We start from the raw sequence: 18,678 nt of genomic DNA, 5'->3' as shown, positions 1-18,678 counted from the left end.
TGAACAAAATAATTTCCCTACTATCTCTATTTCAGTAAATTTGCAACATGTTGTTAAACTGCTATCAGGAAGAATTATTAGAGGCCGGGTGTGATGAAGCTGGAAGAGGTTGCCTCGCGGGGCCTGTTTTTGCCGCGGCAGTAATATTGCCAAAAGGTTTTGTACTAGAAGGTTTAAATGACTCCAAACAACTGTCGCATGAACAAAGGGCCTTGTTGAGGCCAATTATTGAGCGGGAGGCTCTCGCTTGGGCAGTAGCCTCTTGTGATCATGAAGAAATCGATCGCATTAATATTCTAAATGCATCATTTCTGGCCATGCATAGAGCAATCGAAAAATTGCAGACTCAGCCACAATACCTGGTGATTGATGGCAACCGTTTCAAAACCTATCCGCAAATTCCACACAGCTGTATTGTTAAGGGCGATGGTAAATATTTAAATATTGCTGCGGCTTCTATATTGGCCAAAACCCATCGAGATGAATATATGACTAACTTACACGTCGATTATCCACACTACAATTGGCAACAGAATAAAGGATACCCAACAATTGCACACCGTAAAGCTGTAGTTGAAATCGGGCTATCGCCTTTTCATCGCAAAACTTTTAATGTGAGCGATCCCCAATTAGAACTGTTTTCAAAAAGCACCTAAAATTTCGTATTTTACAACATTGTGAAAATACTGTTGATTACTAAGCGGGTTCCCTTTCCGCCAAATAGTGGTTATCCTATCGTGGTTTATAATACCATAAAAGGTTTGCTGCAACTTGGTGCAGATATTACTTTGTTTAGCCTTAACCCAACCAAAGGGCGGATCGATATGGAAGACGTCTACGATCCTATTTTTGAACAGATAAAATACCATACCTGCGATTTAGATACCGACGTAAATATATGGTCGGCATTTTTTAATATTTTCACCAACGAATCGTACAATGTTTCCAGGTATTATAGCGAAGATGCTGCCCGACAGTTAGAAAATCTCTTACGAGAAAATGCGTTCGATATTATTCAATTTGAGGGGCTTTTTGTTGTTCCTTATCTGGATGTGGTTAAGGCAAACAGCAATGCCAAGCTGATTTACCGGGCACATAATATAGAATTTACCCTTTGGGAACGTCTTTCTCATTCAGAAAAGTTTCTCATTCGGCGTAAGTATTTAGCTTTTTTAGCCCAGCGGCTTAAAGCATATGAAACCGATCAGATTAACCGTTTCCACCATATTTTTGCCATTAGTGAGCCCGACCGCCAAAGCATATTAATGTTTGGCTGCGAAATTCCAATGTCGGTTTTTCCTGTTGCCATCGATCTGGAAAAATATAAGGTAGATAAAACCAAAACCAGTTTTCCTACACTTTTTCATTTGGGTGCAATGGACTGGCGGCCAAATCAGGAGGGATTAGAATGGTTTTTGGATGATATCTGGCCTGATATCGAAAAGCTGAATAAAGATCTCCGATTTTATATCGCCGGAAAAAATATGCAGAAACATTTCTTCGAGTACGATTCTGAAAACCTGATTGTAGAGGGAGAAGTTTTTGATGCCGTAGAATTTATGAATTCTAAAGCAATAATGATTGTGCCATTAATTTCTGGCACCGGAATGCGCGTAAAAATTATTGAAGGTATGGCCATGAAAAAATGCATTATTGCAACCACTACGGCGGCAGAGGGAATCAATTGCAGGCACGGACATGATATTTTAATTGCCGATTCTGCAGATGAATTTTACCGGTCTATTTTACAATGTATCATTAATCCTAAACGTTGGGTAGAAATAGGAGAGAATGCTCGCAAGACAGTCGAAAATGATCATGGTGTACATTTAATCTCCAGTAAAATGTTAAAGATTTACGAAGAATTGGTGAGCGCGTAGGTGAATTTATTGAGTTGACAACTTTAATAGGCATCAAGAATGAAAGTTGTCAACGCTAGCCCGCAAGCCATTATCCCCGATTGAAGCGTTATCCCAATATCATTAAGTTAAGGAATGAATCGCAAAGAGACATCACCCTGAGGGGTAATTTATTGTATAAAAATCGATATAAATGACATTTAATTATTGGTCTTTTGGGATATGTAATTCCCCTCTTTCAGAGGGGTGTCCGCAGGACGGGGTGTTTTATTAGTCCTAGCCGGACAGGCTTCTTTCTTTTTGGTGTCAAAAAGAAACAAAACCGAGGCATTGCCGAGCTCATTAATACAAATGAAAGCAATAGAAAACCATTAATAAAACACCGGCTGAAAATTTATTCATTTGTTTTTGTGGCTTTCAGCTGCATTCATGAGGGCTTTGCCGTTTTCTTTCGAAGCTACTAGGTTGGCTTGGGCAGTGCAGTCCGAAAAATTTGTTAGGCCGGGTTTAAGTGAAACGGAGATGCTGTGCTATGGCCCAGCTGGGCGGAAATGCAGGGGTTAATGTAATGTGTTAAATATTAATGAGTTACCAAATAACGTCAATGGTAGCGTAGTCGAAGGGCAATTATTTGCGATTTTTTCTAGTGATTGGTATGTTTATTATTTGGAAAGGAATAGGTAGTGGTTCTTGGCGTGGTTTGGTCCCGCTTTATGCTTTACTCCGTTGCACTCCGTGTCCGCTCCAATACGGGTTTAGAAACAAGGGATTTGTGCAGCCTGCAATCTCAAAAAATGAAATGCTGTCTTTGCCTATTAGCCCCGGTTGAAGCATTACCCTGCAGCAACGAGGTACGAGGAAGCGAAGCGTAAAAGCGGAAAACGGGATGAAGCTTATTGTTTAATACAGGCAGTGCGCTCCAAATCAGTATTTCCTTCCTTCGCCTGTATCCGAATTGTCCGAAACTTAAAATGGCAGGGGTATAATTTGTTGTCTTTCACGTTGATTTTTATGTAATTAAATAAGACCTAAAATCAAGATTTCCGCAGGCTGTGATGCCTTAGTTAAAACTGATTTCAGTCTAAAAAACTCCTTAAAATTAACCTCAAAATTTTGTCTTTTTCTTAGTAGTTTTGCCCCACGAAGAATAAGAATGAAATCGTCATATCTAAGACTTTAAATTGTAATTGCTTCATTATCAAAAAAAATAAATTTACGGATGAAAAACACCGCATTAACAGAAAAACATATCGCTTTAGGCGCTAAAATGGTTCCATTTGCAGGTTACAATATGCCTGTTACTTACGAAGGTATTAATGCCGAACATGCAACTGTTCGTAACGGTGTAGGTGTTTTTGATGTAAGCCACATGGGCGAGTTTATTCTTAAAGGTGAAAACGCATTAGATCTTATTCAACGTGTAACCAGTAACGACGCTTCTAAATTATACGATGGAAAAGTTCAGTATTCTTGCCTGCCAAACAAAGACGGTGGTATTGTTGATGATCTATTGGTTTACAAAATAGATGATAAAACCTATATGTTAGTGGTAAATGCCTCTAACATCGAAAAAGATTGGAACTGGATTCAACAATTCAATTCGAAAGCTGTTGAAATGCACAATATTTCTGATCAAACTTCTCTTTTGGCTATTCAAGGGCCCAAAGCGGCAGATGCTTTACAAAGCTTAACTGATGTTGATTTAGCATCAATGGAATATTACACTTTCGTTAAAGGGACTTTTGCTGGCGTTAATAACGTAGTTATTTCTGCAACAGGTTATACCGGTGCAGGTGGCTTTGAGATTTATTTCGAAAACCAATATGCTGATCAGATCTGGGATGCCATTTTTGAAGCTGGTGCGCCGTATAATATTAAGCCAATTGGCCTAGGTGCGCGTGATACTTTACGTTTAGAAATGGGTTTCTGTTTATACGGAAATGATATTGATGATACAACTTCGCCAATTGAAGCCGGTTTAGGTTGGATTACTAAATTTTCTAAATCTTTTACCAACTCAGAAGCTTTGTTAGCACAAAAAGAAGCGGGTATTCAAAAGAAATTGATTGGTTTCGAGATGATCGATCGTGGTATTCCGCGCCATGATTATGAAATTGCTGATGCCGAAGGAAATATTATCGGTAAAGTAACCTCTGGTACCCAGGCACCTTCTTTGCAAAAAGCAATAGGTATGGGCTACGTTGCAAAAGATTTCGCTAAAGAAGGAACTGAAGTTTTTATTTTAATCCGCAATACGCCAATTAAAGCCAAGGTGGTTAAGTTTCCTTTTTATAAATAGTTAAAGAGTATCAAGTAGTTAGTAGCAAGATGAATTTGTCTTGCTACTAACTACTTGATACTTTAATACTCCCCAAATGTCAAAAAAAATAGAAGTATGTTTAACTCCGGCTTTGATCGATTTATACGATATAGAGCAGAGTATTGTGGTGGTTATTGATATTTTAAGAGCCACTTCATCTATTACCTACGGGATAGATAATGGTGCTGAAGCAATCATCCCTGTGGCTAATGTAGAAGATTGCTTAAACTATCGTGATAGCGGATTTTTATTGGCAGCAGAAAGAAATGGAGAGGTGGTAGCAGGTTATGATTTTGGCAATTCGCCATTCTCTTATACCCGCGAAAAGGTAAATGGAAAAACGGTTGTTTTAACTACTACAAATGGAACTAAAGCTTTGCATTTGGCACAGAAAAGGGCCTACCAGGTTGTAATTGGATCTTTCCTGAACTTAGACTCACTTTGCAGTTATTTGAAAAGCCAGGATAAAAATGTGCTTTTGCTTTGTGCAGGCTGGAAAGATCAGTTCAATTTAGAGGATACCCTTTTTGCAGGTGCGGTGGTAACTAATCTCCGCCAAAATTTCGAACATTTTGATGATTCCAGTGTTGCTGCTGAAGATTTATATGCTTTAGCTAAAGCAGATCTGAGGAAATACCTTCACAAATCATCGCATAGCCATCGCTTGGCTCAATTGAATATAGAGGAAGATGTTGTTTTCTGTTTGCAGCTAAATCTGTGCAAAACAATTCCGGTATTGGAGGGTGAACGTTTGGTGGCCTTAAAAACTAATTAGTATGGTCCCTGTTACACACGAGACCTCTGAACAGTGTAAAACTAATCTTAGAAGCTGAAGTTTAAACCCAATAATATTGCATTTTTTCTAAAATTTGCGCCGTTAAATTGGGTTTCTTCGGTTGGTTTGTTAACAAAAAACGCTTTATCTACGCCCGAATAAGTGTTGATGTTATTGATTTTATAGTCAACCTCTACCCGTAAACTCTTGTTTAATGGCACAGCCAGGTTAATATCGCCACTTAGTGAAAAGGAGTTTGCTTTATGTGTAAAACTTACCGGTTTTGCAAAATTAGGGATTAAATTCCAGTTAGCTTTTGCAGAATAATTATAAAAACCGCCTAAAACTGTAGCGCCGATACTAAATTTCTGTGTTTTAAGAACAAGTTCTGTTCCAAAGTCGAAGCCTTTATATCTTGCTTCATATGTAGAGTTTAAGCCTTTACTATCCAGGTTATTTGCACTTTCTAATAGGTGGAATTTTTGCTGATTATATGACAGGCCAACAATAGGATTGATGTTAAATTCTCCAAATTTTAGAAGTTGATAACTGAGCTGTAAACTGGCATCGTATAAGTAACCTTTATTTGCGTTGAGCAGATCAAAATAAAAAGCACTTTGTCGGTTATCTTCTGCATAATCGGTATCCTCCGCTTCGCCCTTGGTTATGCTGCTATATTGATTGGTGGCTTTAATACTGAATCGATTGGTAATGTTGTATTTGATATCTAATCCAAAACCAGGTCCTTTAAGATTTTTCCAGATTAATTCTGATAATATATTTGGATTAGCTCCGGCTGCATTGCCTGCAATAGACCAATCAAATTTAGATTGCTGGAGACTAATATAAGGCTTTACGTTCCACTTGTATGGGCTATCTTGAGCGCATGCGACTTTACAGGATAGAACAAGGGTTAGGCAGGCTAAAAATTGTTTGACAAATGGAATCCGTAAAGCGATGCGCATATCTATTTTTTATTTTATAGCAGTAAAATACACATAGTGGCCAATTATACCACTATGTGTAATTATTTATTTTCTAAAATGGATATACTGAGGCGATAAATGTCTTATCAGTAGGAGATAATACGGTATTCCATCCCACTTCGTAATCACCAATGGTTAATTCATTTGGAACCGAATAGTGCATGATCGAATATTTATCATAAGCGCTATAATTGGTTTGGGTAGTACTGTATTTTGCAAATATATTATTGTCAACATCTGCCTGTGTCCAGTAATTTGGAGCAGCTGCGTAATAAGCGTAAACGGCTGGTTTATCCCAAGGAATAGCAACCAAAGGGTGCTGATGTTCATGGATCATACCCAAAGCGTGACCAAATTCGTGTATTACCACACGGCTATACTCCGAATCTGCTGTACTTGCGGTTAACCAACCAAAGTTCATGGTAGCGCCAGTGCTCGGCGTAGATTTTCCAATGTAAGACCAAGATCCGTCTCCGCTTACGAAACTTACCCTGATTTTAGCGGTATTATCGTTTGTTACAAAATTGAATTTAATGTTAGCGTATTGTTCCCATTCTCTGGCATACTGGATCACTTTGGTTCTGATGGCCGAAGTGCTTCCATTTAAACTTACTTTAATTGTAGTTCCAGGAGTCCATTTTGTGGATTTTAGAACGGCACCTCTTGGGGTAGTACCATCTAAAGATCTTTCTGTACAGATCTGAATATTACCAAGCGGATTAACAGCAGCTATTTCTGGTTTTTCTAAATCTGCAGTTTCTGTTGGTCTTTCTTTTTTACAGGCGTATAATACTGTAGTTAGCACAAGGGCTGTTAATAAGGTTTTATTTAATTTTAAAAATTTCATGTTTTAGGTTTTTTAGGTAAAAAATAATGATCTGTTTTTGGCTGGAAATCAGGTTAGAAAATTGTGAACACAGGAATTCTTCTTCTTTGGAAAAGAATAATTAGGTTGAAAAACATAGATAGACATTTAGGTTATTTTCCTCCACATATGTGAAGTATAATCCTAAAGTAAAATATTAATATGTTACTGCCAAGAGAAATGTAATATTTTTATTGCATGAGTGTATTATTTACACTCTTTTTAATATCTAATAAAATTATATATATGTATTCTTAATATTACAATTTGAACGAAGATGATATTTGGATTAACCTTATTTGGTAATTAATTCAGAAATTGTAGGACTGTTTTTAATTGTAATTAGCGCTTCTTCGTGTGCCAGCCAATAAATATCTTCTGCACGTTTCATGTCGAATGTACTAATGGCTCCTAAACCTTTTGGTTCTATTAATACATTACAGAATTTAGCTTTTCTTTCCATGTCGTGGTTGATAGACATTATGCCTGCACGGCCCATTAAATTGGTAATACCTGTAATTTTATCAACGGGCTTAAGATGGTTACAGGAAGAGCCTATAATGAAATCGCAGTCATCCATTAAAGGTTCAACCGGGAAATTATTTAAAATGCCGCCATCCACATACATCTGACCATCAATCATAATGGGTTTAAAAATGCCAGGTATACAACTAGAGGCATGAATGGCCCTAATAAGTGGTCCCTTTGTAAAATAAACCAATCGGCCTTCACTAAAATTTACTGCGGCAATGGTTAGTGGAATTTTAAGCTTCTCAATGGTATCGTCAGGAAAGTATTCCTTTAAAATTAAAGCTGTGTTTTCTATATTAATTAAACCTAATGAGCCTACAGCCGGTCTCACAAAGCGCCAAAGTTTTGTTTTTAAGAAAATATTTAATCCCTCTTCCGGATCTATGCCTGCTGCAAAAAAGGCTCCCGCTATTGCACCTGCGCTGGTACCGCTAATATGACTAAAGGTAATGCCCAAATTGCTAAAGGCTTTTAAAACGCCTAAATGCGCTATTCCCCTAATACCTCCGCCTGATAATACAATGCCAACTTTCATTTTTTTGAGGTTAATTGTTTAAACTGATTAATCGGTTAACTGGCAACGGCAAACTATTTCCGTTGTTTCGGTTTATACTTCGATTGATTTAAAATCCGCTGTGCGTCATTATCTGCCATTAACTGTTGTAAAGTAACATCAGGGTGTGCTTTCATATATTTCCTTACAATTTGCCAGCCTGTCCATACACCCAATTTTGGTGCCGAATCTCTATTTTCGCCTAAACCAGGGGTAAAAGGTCCTTCTGATAAAAATACCTGGATCTTTTGGTAATCGGTTTCATATAAATAATTGTTCTCCAAAAAATATGCCCAAATATCACCTTCAAAATTTTGCGCCCAATCCAATTGTTGCTGAGTGTATCCAATTTTGGTAGAATCGGCTATGTTTTCGGGCAATACCTGATCTAGAAAATATAAAATCTTTCCCTGGAAAATCATTTTAGATAACAGGGTTCTATTATCATCAGGCTCAGCAAAAAGTTCCTCGTGGGCATATGTTTCGGCCACACGCGGCACAATATATTCAGGCGTAAATCTTCTCGAGAGGTATAAGGGTACACTTTGCACAATAGCCCTGTAAAATTTACTGTCTTTGCCAAGGAACATATCCAAGCCAATACCCAAATAACTATCGCCCACTGGCATTTGGTAAGCAAAACCTGATGCAAAAGAAATAAATTTTGGAATTTTAGCTTTTGGATAATAGTATTTAATGTATTTAAAAGTCTCGTTTAATCCCTCTTCCTGTACTTTTAAGTTTGGAAAAACGCTATCTACTTCTTTACTTAGATCGGTATAGGCCTGATCGTGGTATAAATTGGTTAACGATTCGGTGCTTGAATATTTACTGTCTAAAATCCGGTGGATAAAATCGTCATAGAACATGCCATACTTCGAAGCAAGTTGTTTATCTACGGCAATAACATCTTTATTTTTTCCGGCAAATAGCTCGTTATCAAATCTTTCTATTTTAATGTTTATCTGTATGTTACTTACATCAGGCCTGTTGCTTTGCTTGCAGGAAATAAATGTGATGGCAAAAAGAAAAATTAGATAAATTTGCCAGTGTTTTACGTTATAAATCATGTACAACAAATATATATAAACACCTATAGCATGAAAAGAATATCGACCATTTTAATTTTGTCTCTTTTAAGTATTGGCGCATGGGCGCAAAATTCTCCTTTAACCAGTTACGGCTTTAGGTTAGGTTTAACGGCTACACCAACATTTGGTTGGATTAAACCCGAGCAGGGGAAAACAGACGGAGTAGCTTTGGGTTTTTCTTATGGATTAATTGGTGATTTTAATTTTGCTCCGAATTATAGTTTTTCTACTGCACTAACCATCACCTCAATTAATGGTAAAAGTACGGAGGCAAATGTTTTACCTTATTACGCAAGCAGTGGCAGTACAACACCAAAAGCTTACGATTTAAAATATAAACTACAATATGTAGACTTACCTTTAACCATTAAGCTAAAAACGGTAAAGACTGATGGAAAACGCTGGTATGGCCAGTTTGGATTATCAAATTCAATCAACATCAGCGCTAAACAGGACGCTGTAACAGGAGGAACAGTTGTTGGCGATAATTTAAATGTATCTGATAACATTAAATTTTATCGTGCCGGATTAATTATCGGTGGTGGTGGCGAATTTGATATTTCAGGTAATACCAGTATTGTTGCCGGTTTAACTTTTAATAATGGTTTCACCAATATCGTAACAGATAAAGCCAGAGATGTTAGAAATCATTATTTAGCGCTTAATTTCGGCGTATTCTTTTAATCGGGATATTTGTCTTGATACTTGATACTCACTACTTGATACATTAAACATGAAAATAGCACTAGCACAACTTAATTACCATATCGGAAACTTTGAGGCCAATACTAAAAAAATAGCCGAAAATATTCAATTGGCGAAAGATAAAGGAGCTGATTTGGTTGTTTTTGCTGAACTGGCTATCTGTGGTTACCCGCCAAGAGATTTTTTGGAGTTCGATGAGTTTATCGCATTGTGCGAAACTGCTGCTCAGGAAATAGCCAAACATTGTAAAGATATTGCTTGTATTGTTGGCTTGCCGATTAAAAATGAAGTTTTGCAGGGAAAAGACCTATTCAATGCAGCCTATTTTATTGAAGAAGGAAAAGTTAAGGCTGTGGTTAAAAAAGCACTGTTGCCAACTTATGATGTGTTTGATGAATATCGCTATTTCGAACCTGCCACACGATTTAACTGTATCGATTTTAAGGGTAAAAAAATTGCTTTAACCATTTGCGAAGACCTATGGAATATTAATGATAATCCGCTATATGTGTCAAATCCAATGGATGAGCTGATTAAGCAGCAGCCCGATATAATGATTAATATTGCAGCATCTCCTTTCTCCTATACCCACGATGATGAACGTATAAAAGTATTGGCCGATAATGCAAAAAAGTATAACCTACCCGTATTTTATGTAAACCAGGTTGGCGCACAGACAGAAATTATTTTTGATGGCGGTTCTTTGGTTTTCGATGCTGATGGAACCATGAAGGCAGAAATGAAGTATTTTGAAGAAGATCTTCAGGTTTTTGACCTGGAAGAGGTTGAAAATGTGCGAAATAAATATCCCCAATCTGAGAGATTAACAGATATTGAACAGATTCATGATGCTTTGATTTTAGGGATAAAAGACTATTTTAGGAAATCTGGTTTTGGTAAAGCCGTTTTAGGGCTGTCTGGCGGAATTGATTCAGCTGTGGTTTGTGCCTTAGCTTGCCGTGCATTAGGCCCAGAGAATGTTATGGCCGTTTTGATGCCTTCTAAATTCTCTTCTGATCACTCTGTTCAGGATGCTTTAGATTTGGTTAACAATATTGGTTGCATGCATGAAATTGTGCCGATTAAAGAGGTTGCAGAAGCTTTTGATCATATATTGGCCCCAGCTTTTAAAGGCTTACCTTTTAACCTTACTGAAGAAAATATCCAGGCCCGTATCCGTGGTATTATTAATATGGCTATGAGTAATAAGTTTGGCTATATTTTGTTGAATACTTCTAATAAAAGCGAATGCGCCGTGGGGTATGGCACACTGTATGGCGATATGTGTGGTGCTATTGGTGTAATTGGCGATGTGTATAAAATGCAGGTTTTTGAGTTGGCGAGGTACATTAATAAAGAAAGGGAAATTATCCCGATCAATACTATTGTTAAACCACCATCAGCAGAGTTAAGGCCCGACCAAAAAGATTCAGATTCGTTACCTGAATATGAAATTCTGGATAAAATATTATATCAGCACATTGAAAAGAAACAGGGCTCGAAAGCCATCATTGCTCAGGGTTTTGATGAAGCATTGGTACTGCGGGTTCTAAAAATGGTAAATATTGCAGAATTTAAACGTTATCAAACACCACCTATTTTAAGGGTATCGCCAAAAGCATTTGGTATGGGAAGAAGAATGCCGATTGTAGGGAAGTATATGGCTTAGGTTGGTTTGATTGTTGGTTGACTGGTTAAGCGGTTAATCGTTTAAATTGTGAACGGCCGATTACGCAAGGGCAACTAAAAACTGCTGTCATGCTGAGGCACGAAGCATCTACAGGCTATTGGGCAGATGCTTCGTGCCTCAGCATGACAGTGCTTTATACTAAAGTAGCATCAACCGTAATGGTAGTGTTTAATAATTTAGATATCGGGCAGTTTTTTTCTGCATCAGCTACCAGCTCATCGAACTTTTCCTGCGTTAAATCAGGCACAGAAGCAGTTAAGGTTAAATGCGATTCTACAATTTCACCTTTAGATGGATCAAGGTTGATTTCGCATTTAGTTTCCAATTTATCAGCTGTAAATCCTGCCTCAGTTAAGTTAGCAGATAATTTCATGGTAAAACAGCCTGCGTGTGCAGCAGCAATTAATTCTTCTGGATTAGTACCAACACCTTCTGCAAAGCGGGAATTAAAAGAATATTGAGTATGATTTAAAGTGGTACTCTGGGTTGTGATGTTACCGTTACCTTCTTTAATTGAACCTTGCCATACGGCCGTTGCATTTCTTTTCATGATTGGATTTTATTTTTAGATTGTTTAACACCTAAAGATAAAAATATGTTTGTTTAAAGGTGGCAATTCTTTGTTAAGAAATCCTTGTGTTAAAATCATTTTCAAATATTATTTCAAAAAAGAAGCTGCTTCAGAGAAACAGCTTCTATTGCATTTACGATCTTTTGAGGTTATTTATCTGATTTTTAAATTATAAAGGGTACAATACTGCGGTAGCCTGTTTATCTTTTGCTGATAAAACAGTAGCACCCCACTTCCACATTGTCCACCATTCATTAATGATAGTGCATCGGTTCCGCCAACCCCTGGAACATTAATGGTTGTAGATTGGTTGGTGTGTTTAAATGAAATGGTATGCCCAAATTCATGAGTGATGGTTCTCGTACGTTGTGCAAAAGAATTGTTTTGAATCAGGTTCTGATTAATCCAAACCGTATTACCAGCCTTACCGTTTGAGGTTGATAGGTATGCCTGTCCGCATGTAGAACTTCCAATGGTATTATCAACCTTAATCAGGATATCATATACCGTACCGGTTGTGATTACAAATTTGAGTTTCGAGTTCGGTACTGTATTCCATTGGTTAATAGCAGAATTAATTTCACTGGTCATACTGGTTATAGACGGGTCGATTTTAACGCGGATGTTAGTACTGTTGGTTACAATATTTCCATTATAATACTGTTCGGTAATCGGTTTTCCATTATCGGCAGGAACTTCCATATTTTTGCTGAATACGATATCGCCATCCACGACATAATTATCTCCACTTTCTACAATCTGCGCATCAGAAAATCCAAGATTTTTGATGTAAGCAAGAACTTTTTGATTTTGAACGGTTTCTTTTTCCTGATCTGCTGGTATCTCATTTTTCTTCGAGCAGGAGATTACCACTACTGAGAGCAATGCAATCAGCATAGTCTTTTTAAATAGGTTTTTCATAGTTTAGGTTTTTAGTTTAGATCGTAATTTGCTGTAACTGAGTATTACATCATTAAATATAATATAAAAAACACAAATACGTATGTTTAATACGTTAATTTTGTATTTTTAATCAGCATTATGGTCTAACTGCTCCTGATCTATATGCTGTTTTGTAGCATTGCTTTTAATGGATTGAAAAAGCAAGATCCCTATTCCGATCATGATGGAAATATCAGCAAAATTAAAAACTCCCGTTTGGAAAATATAAAAGTCCATGTGCATAAAATCGGTAACCGATCCATATATAATCCTATCATAAAGGTTCCCGATACCACCACCTATTAAGAAACACAGGGCAACCTGCATGGTAACAGGGAGATTCTTTTTAGCGAAGAGGTAATATAGGCCGTAACACAAAAATAGTAGCGGCAAACCTGTTAAAATGATTAACCTGAAAAAATATGGCATCTGATCGCCTAAACTTAAAAATGCACCAGTATTTTCTACCCTGGTTAAGGTGAAGCGATCTTTTATGATACTGATGTGTTCGTAATCGCTAATCTCAGTACGTGCAATTTTTTTAGAAATCTGATCGCAGCCAAAATTTAAGGCTAGTAACAAGAGCAATACCGACCAGCGGAGGTTTTTTATGTTTTGCATAATTTTTATCTGATAATATCGGCATCAACCGGTGTGTAACCTAAATGCCTGCTTAACGACATGATTTGCCCTTTGTGATGAAATTCGTGGGTAATAACATGGGTAAACAACTTTAATGGGTTAACTGTTAAAATCTCTCCATTCCTGTTCAACTCCATTTCCTGCAGCTCATTTCCTTTAAATTTTTTGATAAATAAATCAATATATTCATTTACCTGGTTAAAATAAGTTTGGCAGTCGTGTAAGTTCTGGTAATTTTCGAAAGGTAAAAACTCCTGTTTAATGTTTAAAGCCCTTTCGCCAATCCAGGCACAATAGGTTTGGCAAATGTGAACCAATAAATTTCTGATAGATCTTCTGCTGAACGAACTGTTGTTGGTTAAGAAATCCTGTTCAGAAATGCTCCCGATGTAAGTTAATAGGGTATTTCTGGATGATAAAATGAAATCGTATTGTTGTTTAAGCATGGCCTGGTTTCCTGATCCATTTTCTATATGGAATGATCAAAGCTAAAAGAATGGCTGTAAGACTAAAGAATTTTGCAATAATATCACCGCTTTTGACATAAAAGGTAATTTCATCATTTAAATTAATGTTTGCTTTAATTGCAGTTCTGGTCCACCATTTGGTTTTTTGTGTTACATCTCCGCGTTGGTTAATGAAGCAAGAAATTCCGGTATTGGCCGAGCGGGCCACATCGCGATGGGTTTCAATTGCTCTCAGTTTGGCGTACATCATATGCTGGTCTTTACCAGAGGTATTACCCCACCAGCCATCGTTGGTAATAATAGCGATAAATTGAGCACCATCTTTAACCTGCTCGCCAATCCAATCGCCCCATAAACTTTCATAACAAACCACAGGAGCAACCCCAATACCGCTTTGCGCATAAAGCACACTTGGTTTATCTTGCCAACCCCATCCGCCAACAGTTCCGCCTAATTGAGCAAAAACACCATCTAAAAATGAAAATACTTTTGGGAAGGGCATTTTTTCTACTCCAGGAACCAATTTGGATTTATGGTAAAACTGAACGTTTGCAGAATTTTCTACCTGCATGGCTGTGTTAAAATTATCAAGATAAATACCCCGCTGATTATCAAATTTTGAGGTGATTGTTTTTTTATCCTGATAAATTTTAATACTTTCTATACCTGTGATCAATGTCCCGTTTTTATACTTTGATAAAAAGCTTTGCAGGGTGATGAAATCGTTATTGCTTCTGATCCTATCTTCATCAGCATAATTTGGTATGGCCGTTTCGGGCCAGATAAAATATTCGGTGTTGGTTTGCCCAATCGAATCGGATAAGTGTGTTAATATTTTAATCTGCTCAGCTGGTGGAATATTTTCTAGCTTTTGATAGGGATCGATATTGGGTTGAACTACTACTACATTACTTGGTGTGCCTTTTTGTTCTGCTGTAAAGTATTTGGTTAATGAAATGCCGATGGGGATAATTACCACCAAAGCCCAGGTTCCTGTGGTTCTAAACCTTAAATAACCTGTTTCTGATTTTAATTTCTTATAAGCTTCAAAAGCCAGGATATTACTCACTAAAATCCACAACGAACCTCCGTAAACACCTGTATAATCATACCATTGCGCCAACTGATGCATTCCTGCTAAACCATTACCTAATGTCATCCAAGGGAAGGCCAAATCCCAGGTTTGCTGCAGATATTCTAAAGCGATATAAAAGGCAATTAACCCAAGGTACGCGATCTTTTTATTTACATATTTACTTAACCTGTAGTATAACCAAAAAGCAAAGGTCATTAAAAGTGCACCCAATCCATAAGGAATTAAAGAAACTGGGAGGGCAACTGCCGGGCCATTATAAGCACTTATAGCATTGTATACCCAATAAATTGATGCCGTATTCCAGACTAGAAAAGTTAAACCAGCAGTCAGGAAAATTCTTTTTCCCTGTTTTTTTTCGGCATTACCCGAAATGGAATCAAGCGCAATGAATAACGGTACCAAACCAATTAACAACAAAGGTGTGGTAAAAGGCATTGGTGGCCAGGCTAGCCAAAGTAAAAATGCACTTAAGAGGGCGAGGAGGTAGGTTTGTTTCTTGTTCATTTAGGTGTCAAGGTCGTCATGCTGAATTTATTTCAGCATCTCAAATGCTGTTTTTTAGGTTGAATTAAGACCCTGAAATAAATTCAGGGTGACGTATCTTGCCTACAAACTATCCAAAATATTTGCTTTCTTGGCTTCGTATTCTTCCTGTGTAATCAGGTGTTTATCGTACAGCGTTTTAAGCTTGCGTAATTTTAATGTGGTTTCGTCTTCCGGCTCATCTACCACTTCAGCTATTTGAATAACAGGTTGTACTGGCTCAGGAGTTGGTTCGTAAGCAGGAATTTCAGCAAGGGGCTGTGCATTTAAATTTATGGGAGATGCCGTTGCGCGGTTTTCTTCCAGTTTTTGCTGACGGAGCATTTCCTTATACTCTTCTAATTGCTGATTTGCAGCCTGATGCAATTTACGCGCTTGTACTTTTGGAATAAATTCGGTTACGATATTTTCGCCATGTTGTGGTACACAGATAAATTTAGAACCAAAAAATTCTTCTTTAAATGAAACCTCTTTAATGCTTTTCCACGAAATGTCTTTAAAGTTCATGGTTAAGCCTAAATTACCTGGCTCGCAATAAAAAATACGCTTGTTCGAAATGGCGATGCTATCTGGTAACAAGTTTACTGCTGGTTTTTTCTGTACGGCTAAATATAAAAGTTCTTCGCCTGTGGTTAAAAGGTCGTTTAATTTTCCAATAACTTTTTCAACCGCTTTTGGGTCTTGTTCGTCACTCAGAAATCTATCTATGCTAATCATAATATTTTTAAAATTGTTGTGTTGGTTACGTTTTTGATGCTACTCTTCGGCATCTTCATATTTGTTTTTGCTTTTAACATTGGGTTTCCCCGCTATGCAAATTACAAATTCTCCTTTTAAAGTATTGTTTTCAAAATGTGATTTTATTTCTACCAAAGTTCCGCGAACAGTTTCTTCGAACATTTTAGTTAGTTCTCTACTTACAGATGCCTGCCTATCGGCCCCCAAATATTGTGCAAACTCTTCCAAAGTTTTTAATAAACGGTGCGGACTTTCATAAAGTATGATGGTGCGGTCTTCTTCGGCCAATTTTTTGAACTTTGTTTGTCTGCCTTTTTTAACTGGTAAAAAACCTTCGAAACAAAATGCATCGGCAGGCAAACCTGAATTAACCAGTGCAGGTACAAAAGCCGTTGCACCGGGCAAACATTCTACAGCGACATCGTTTTTAATGGCTTCGCGTACCAGGAAAAAACCCGGATCAGAAATAGCAGGTGTTCCAGCATCAGATATCAGGGCAATTTTTTGTCCTTCGTTTAAAAACTTGATAATTTCTGAAGTTGCCTTATGTTCATTGTGCTGATGGTGTGAGAAAACTCTTTTATCAATGCCAAAATGTTTGAGCATCGGGGCACTGGTACGGGTATCTTCAGCGAGGATCAGATCGCATTCTTTTAGTATACGGATTGCCCTAAAGGTCATATCCTCTAAATTGCCTATAGGTGTTGGTACGAGAAATAGTTTACCATCCATATTTTCCAAATATCTGTTATTGCGAGGAGGAACGACGAAGCAATCTTTTTGTTGAGAGATTGCCGCACTGCGTTCGCAATGACGACTTAATTATTATCTTTGCTTAAAAAATTAAATAATGCTGCAAGTTAACTATATCCGCGAAAATAGAGAGAAAGTTTTAGAACGTTTAAGTATCCGTAATTTTAAACAACCAGAACTGGTAGATGAAATCATTAAAATTGATGAAGACCGCCGTTCCACTCAAACTTCCTTGGATAATATTTCTGCTGAGGCTAATGCAGCTGCCAAACAGATTGGCGATTTAATGCGTACAGGTAAAAAAGAAGAAGCCGAAGCAATTAAGGCGCAAACAGCTTCTCATAAAGAAAATATTAAAAATCTGAGTGATAAATTGAATGAGCTGGAAGCCGCTCAACACAATTTAGTTGTTCAATTACCTAATCTGCCTTATCATTTGGTAAAACCTGGATCTACTGCAGAAGAAAACGAGATTGTTTTAACATATGGAGAGCCTGCTCAATTACCAAGCAAAGCGTTACCGCATTGGGAGCTAGCTGCAAAATATGATATTATCGATTTCGAACTGGGCGTAAAAATTACCGGTGCTGGTTTTCCGGTATATAAAGGAAAAGGCGCGAGGTTACAACGAGCGCTGATCAATTTCTTTTTAGATCATGCTACTGCAGCGGGTTATAAGGAAATGCAAGTGCCTCATTTGGTTAATGCGGCTTCTGGTTTTGGTACAGGCCAGTTACCTGATAAAGAAGGACAGATGTATCATTCAACTGTTGATGATTTATATTTAATCCCAACAGCCGAAGTTCCGGTAACCAATTTATACCGCGATGTAATTATTAAAGAAGAGGATCTTCCTATTAAAAATACGGCTTATACCCCTTGTTTCCGTAGAGAAGCGGGGTCATATGGTGCCCATGTACGTGGTTTAAACCGCCTACATCAGTTTGATAAGGTTGAGGTGGTTCAGATTACACATCCTGATCAATCTTACGAAACTTTAGAAGAGATGAGCCAATATGTGCAATCCCTTTTGCAGGAACTAGGATTACATTACCGCGTGTTGCGCTTATGTGGTGGCGATATGGGCTTTACCTCAGCCATGACTTATGATATGGAGGTTTGGAGTGCTGCACAAGAGCGCTGGTTAGAAGTTTCTTCTGTTTCAAATTTCGAAACGTACCAGAGTAACCGTTTGAAACTACGTTTTAAAGGAAAAGAAGGTAAGGCACAGCTTGCACACTCATTAAACGGAAGTGCATTAGCTTTACCGCGTATTGTAGCATCGATTTTAGAAAACTACCAAACCGAAAATGGAATTAAAATTCCGGAAGCTTTAGTGAAGTATACCGGATTTGATATAATTGATTAACCTTCGATAAATCGTTATCGCTTAGGAACGAAGCAATCTTAATGCTGTAGCAAAATGATGAGAACCCATTTTTAAGAAATAAAAGGATAAGATTGCTTCGTTCCTCGCAATTGTAAAGGTTTAGTAATTCGGTAACAGAATTAGCTTTGTAAATAGCTAATTATGATTTATGCGAATAAACA

General features: G+C 37.5%; 18 protein-coding genes. 7 read left to right on the top strand and 11 right to left on the bottom strand.

Features of this window, described 5'->3' with window-relative positions; translation table 11 throughout:
* Positions 1–47: 47 nt before the first annotated feature.
* The 4 genes from HDC90_RS11095 to HDC90_RS11080 all read left to right on the top strand — a co-directional run bounded on the left by HDC90_RS11095 (position 48) and on the right by HDC90_RS11080 (position 4,954).
* Positions 48–656, top strand: a complete 609-nt coding sequence (locus HDC90_RS11095) for a ribonuclease HII (protein ID WP_184466317.1) — start codon at positions 48–50, stop codon at positions 654–656.
* Between the two features lie 21 nt (positions 657–677).
* Complete coding sequence (locus HDC90_RS11090; RefSeq protein ID WP_184466315.1) at positions 678–1,880, top strand: glycosyltransferase; 1,203 nt, start codon at positions 678–680, stop codon at positions 1,878–1,880.
* A 1,198-nt stretch (positions 1,881–3,078) separates the two neighbouring features.
* The gene (gene gcvT / locus HDC90_RS11085; protein WP_184466313.1) at positions 3,079–4,158 is read left to right on the top strand and encodes a glycine cleavage system aminomethyltransferase GcvT; all 1,080 of its coding nucleotides are present in this window, start codon (positions 3,079–3,081) and stop codon (positions 4,156–4,158) included.
* A 76-nt stretch (positions 4,159–4,234) separates the two neighbouring features.
* Positions 4,235–4,954: a 2-phosphosulfolactate phosphatase gene (locus HDC90_RS11080; RefSeq protein ID WP_184466311.1), complete on the top strand. Its 720-nt coding sequence runs from the start codon at positions 4,235–4,237 to the stop codon at positions 4,952–4,954.
* A gap of 47 nt (positions 4,955–5,001) precedes the next feature.
* Here the strand turns inward: HDC90_RS11080 and HDC90_RS11075 are convergent, their stop codons facing one another.
* From HDC90_RS11075 to gldB, 4 genes are all read right to left on the bottom strand, one after another.
* Positions 5,002–5,919, bottom strand: a complete 918-nt coding sequence (locus tag HDC90_RS11075; RefSeq protein WP_184466309.1) for an omptin family outer membrane protease — start codon at positions 5,917–5,919, stop codon at positions 5,002–5,004.
* Between the two features lie 73 nt (positions 5,920–5,992).
* A complete protein-coding gene (locus HDC90_RS11070) occupies positions 5,993–6,787 on the bottom strand; it encodes a M12 family metallopeptidase (RefSeq protein WP_184466307.1) in 795 nt (264 codons plus the stop codon).
* Between the two features lie 313 nt (positions 6,788–7,100).
* Positions 7,101–7,871, bottom strand: a complete 771-nt coding sequence (locus tag HDC90_RS11065; protein WP_184466305.1) for a patatin-like phospholipase family protein — start codon at positions 7,869–7,871, stop codon at positions 7,101–7,103.
* A 53-nt stretch (positions 7,872–7,924) separates the two neighbouring features.
* The gene (gldB, locus tag HDC90_RS11060) at positions 7,925–8,959 is read right to left on the bottom strand and encodes a gliding motility lipoprotein GldB (protein WP_184466303.1); all 1,035 of its coding nucleotides are present in this window, start codon (positions 8,957–8,959) and stop codon (positions 7,925–7,927) included.
* 30 nt (positions 8,960–8,989) lie between these two features.
* On the opposite strand from gldB, the gene HDC90_RS11055 reads away from it, so the two are divergent.
* Both HDC90_RS11055 and HDC90_RS11050 read left to right on the top strand, forming a co-directional pair.
* On the top strand, positions 8,990–9,664 hold the full coding sequence (locus HDC90_RS11055; RefSeq protein ID WP_184466301.1) for a porin family protein: 675 nt from the start codon (positions 8,990–8,992) through the stop codon (positions 9,662–9,664).
* A 49-nt stretch (positions 9,665–9,713) separates the two neighbouring features.
* Positions 9,714–11,354, top strand: coding sequence for an NAD+ synthase (locus tag HDC90_RS11050; RefSeq protein WP_184466299.1), 1,641 nt, complete (start codon positions 9,714–9,716; stop codon positions 11,352–11,354).
* 154 nt (positions 11,355–11,508) lie between these two features.
* Here the strand turns inward: HDC90_RS11050 and HDC90_RS11045 are convergent, their stop codons facing one another.
* The 7 genes from HDC90_RS11045 to rsmI all read right to left on the bottom strand — a co-directional run bounded on the left by HDC90_RS11045 (position 11,509) and on the right by rsmI (position 17,106).
* On the bottom strand, positions 11,509–11,925 hold the full coding sequence (locus HDC90_RS11045) for an OsmC family protein (protein WP_184466297.1): 417 nt from the start codon (positions 11,923–11,925) through the stop codon (positions 11,509–11,511).
* A 174-nt stretch (positions 11,926–12,099) separates the two neighbouring features.
* Positions 12,100–12,867, bottom strand: a complete 768-nt coding sequence (locus HDC90_RS11040) for a M57 family metalloprotease (protein ID WP_184466295.1) — start codon at positions 12,865–12,867, stop codon at positions 12,100–12,102.
* Positions 12,868–12,975: 108 nt separating this feature from the next.
* The gene (gene lspA, locus HDC90_RS11035) at positions 12,976–13,509 is read right to left on the bottom strand and encodes a signal peptidase II (protein ID WP_184466293.1); all 534 of its coding nucleotides are present in this window, start codon (positions 13,507–13,509) and stop codon (positions 12,976–12,978) included.
* A 5-nt stretch (positions 13,510–13,514) separates the two neighbouring features.
* Positions 13,515–13,976: a DinB family protein gene (locus HDC90_RS11030; RefSeq protein WP_184466291.1), complete on the bottom strand. Its 462-nt coding sequence runs from the start codon at positions 13,974–13,976 to the stop codon at positions 13,515–13,517.
* Positions 13,969–15,597 carry an apolipoprotein N-acyltransferase gene (lnt, locus tag HDC90_RS11025; RefSeq protein WP_184466289.1) on the bottom strand — a complete coding sequence of 543 codons (1,629 nt, stop codon included), beginning with the start codon at positions 15,595–15,597 and terminating at the stop codon, positions 13,969–13,971. Before lnt ends, HDC90_RS11030 begins: the two co-directional genes overlap by 8 nt.
* A gap of 102 nt (positions 15,598–15,699) precedes the next feature.
* Positions 15,700–16,353, bottom strand: coding sequence for a PH domain-containing protein (locus tag HDC90_RS11020; protein WP_184466287.1), 654 nt, complete (start codon positions 16,351–16,353; stop codon positions 15,700–15,702).
* Between the two features lie 39 nt (positions 16,354–16,392).
* A complete protein-coding gene (gene rsmI, locus HDC90_RS11015; RefSeq protein WP_184466285.1) occupies positions 16,393–17,106 on the bottom strand; it encodes a 16S rRNA (cytidine(1402)-2'-O)-methyltransferase in 714 nt (237 codons plus the stop codon).
* Between the two features lie 118 nt (positions 17,107–17,224).
* On the opposite strand from rsmI, the gene serS reads away from it, so the two are divergent.
* Complete coding sequence (serS, locus tag HDC90_RS11010; protein WP_184466283.1) at positions 17,225–18,496, top strand: serine--tRNA ligase; 1,272 nt, start codon at positions 17,225–17,227, stop codon at positions 18,494–18,496.
* Positions 18,497–18,678 lie beyond the last annotated feature (182 nt).

Origin of the sequence: Pedobacter sp. AK013, from assembly GCF_014205835.1 — a bacterium.
Taxonomy (GTDB): Bacteria; Bacteroidota; Bacteroidia; order Sphingobacteriales; family Sphingobacteriaceae; genus Pedobacter.
This window is presented reverse-complemented; position numbering and strand designations above follow the sequence as displayed.

Coding starts and splice junctions, on each gene's coding strand:
- HDC90_RS11095 (WP_184466317.1), top strand. CDS start 48: ATGTTGTTAAACTGCTATCAGGAAGAATTATTAGAGGCCGGGTGTGAT.
- gcvT (WP_184466313.1), top strand. CDS start 3,079: ATGAAAAACACCGCATTAACAGAAAAACATATCGCTTTAGGCGCTAAA.
- HDC90_RS11080 (WP_184466311.1), top strand. CDS start 4,235: ATGTCAAAAAAAATAGAAGTATGTTTAACTCCGGCTTTGATCGATTTA.
- HDC90_RS11075 (WP_184466309.1), bottom strand. CDS start 5,919: ATGCGCATCGCTTTACGGATTCCATTTGTCAAACAATTTTTAGCCTGC.
- HDC90_RS11070 (WP_184466307.1), bottom strand. CDS start 6,787: ATGAAATTTTTAAAATTAAATAAAACCTTATTAACAGCCCTTGTGCTA.
- HDC90_RS11065 (WP_184466305.1), bottom strand. CDS start 7,871: ATGAAAGTTGGCATTGTATTATCAGGCGGAGGTATTAGGGGAATAGCG.
- gldB (WP_184466303.1), bottom strand. CDS start 8,959: ATGATTTATAACGTAAAACACTGGCAAATTTATCTAATTTTTCTTTTT.
- HDC90_RS11055 (WP_184466301.1), top strand. CDS start 8,990: ATGAAAAGAATATCGACCATTTTAATTTTGTCTCTTTTAAGTATTGGC.
- HDC90_RS11050 (WP_184466299.1), top strand. CDS start 9,714: ATGAAAATAGCACTAGCACAACTTAATTACCATATCGGAAACTTTGAG.
- HDC90_RS11045 (WP_184466297.1), bottom strand. CDS start 11,925: ATGAAAAGAAATGCAACGGCCGTATGGCAAGGTTCAATTAAAGAAGGT.
- HDC90_RS11040 (WP_184466295.1), bottom strand. CDS start 12,867: ATGAAAAACCTATTTAAAAAGACTATGCTGATTGCATTGCTCTCAGTA.
- lspA (WP_184466293.1), bottom strand. CDS start 13,509: ATGCAAAACATAAAAAACCTCCGCTGGTCGGTATTGCTCTTGTTACTA.
- HDC90_RS11030 (WP_184466291.1), bottom strand. CDS start 13,976: ATGCTTAAACAACAATACGATTTCATTTTATCATCCAGAAATACCCTA.
- lnt (WP_184466289.1), bottom strand. CDS start 15,597: ATGAACAAGAAACAAACCTACCTCCTCGCCCTCTTAAGTGCATTTTTA.
- HDC90_RS11020 (WP_184466287.1), bottom strand. CDS start 16,353: ATGATTAGCATAGATAGATTTCTGAGTGACGAACAAGACCCAAAAGCG.
- rsmI (WP_184466285.1), bottom strand. CDS start 17,106: ATGGATGGTAAACTATTTCTCGTACCAACACCTATAGGCAATTTAGAG.
- serS (WP_184466283.1), top strand. CDS start 17,225: ATGCTGCAAGTTAACTATATCCGCGAAAATAGAGAGAAAGTTTTAGAA.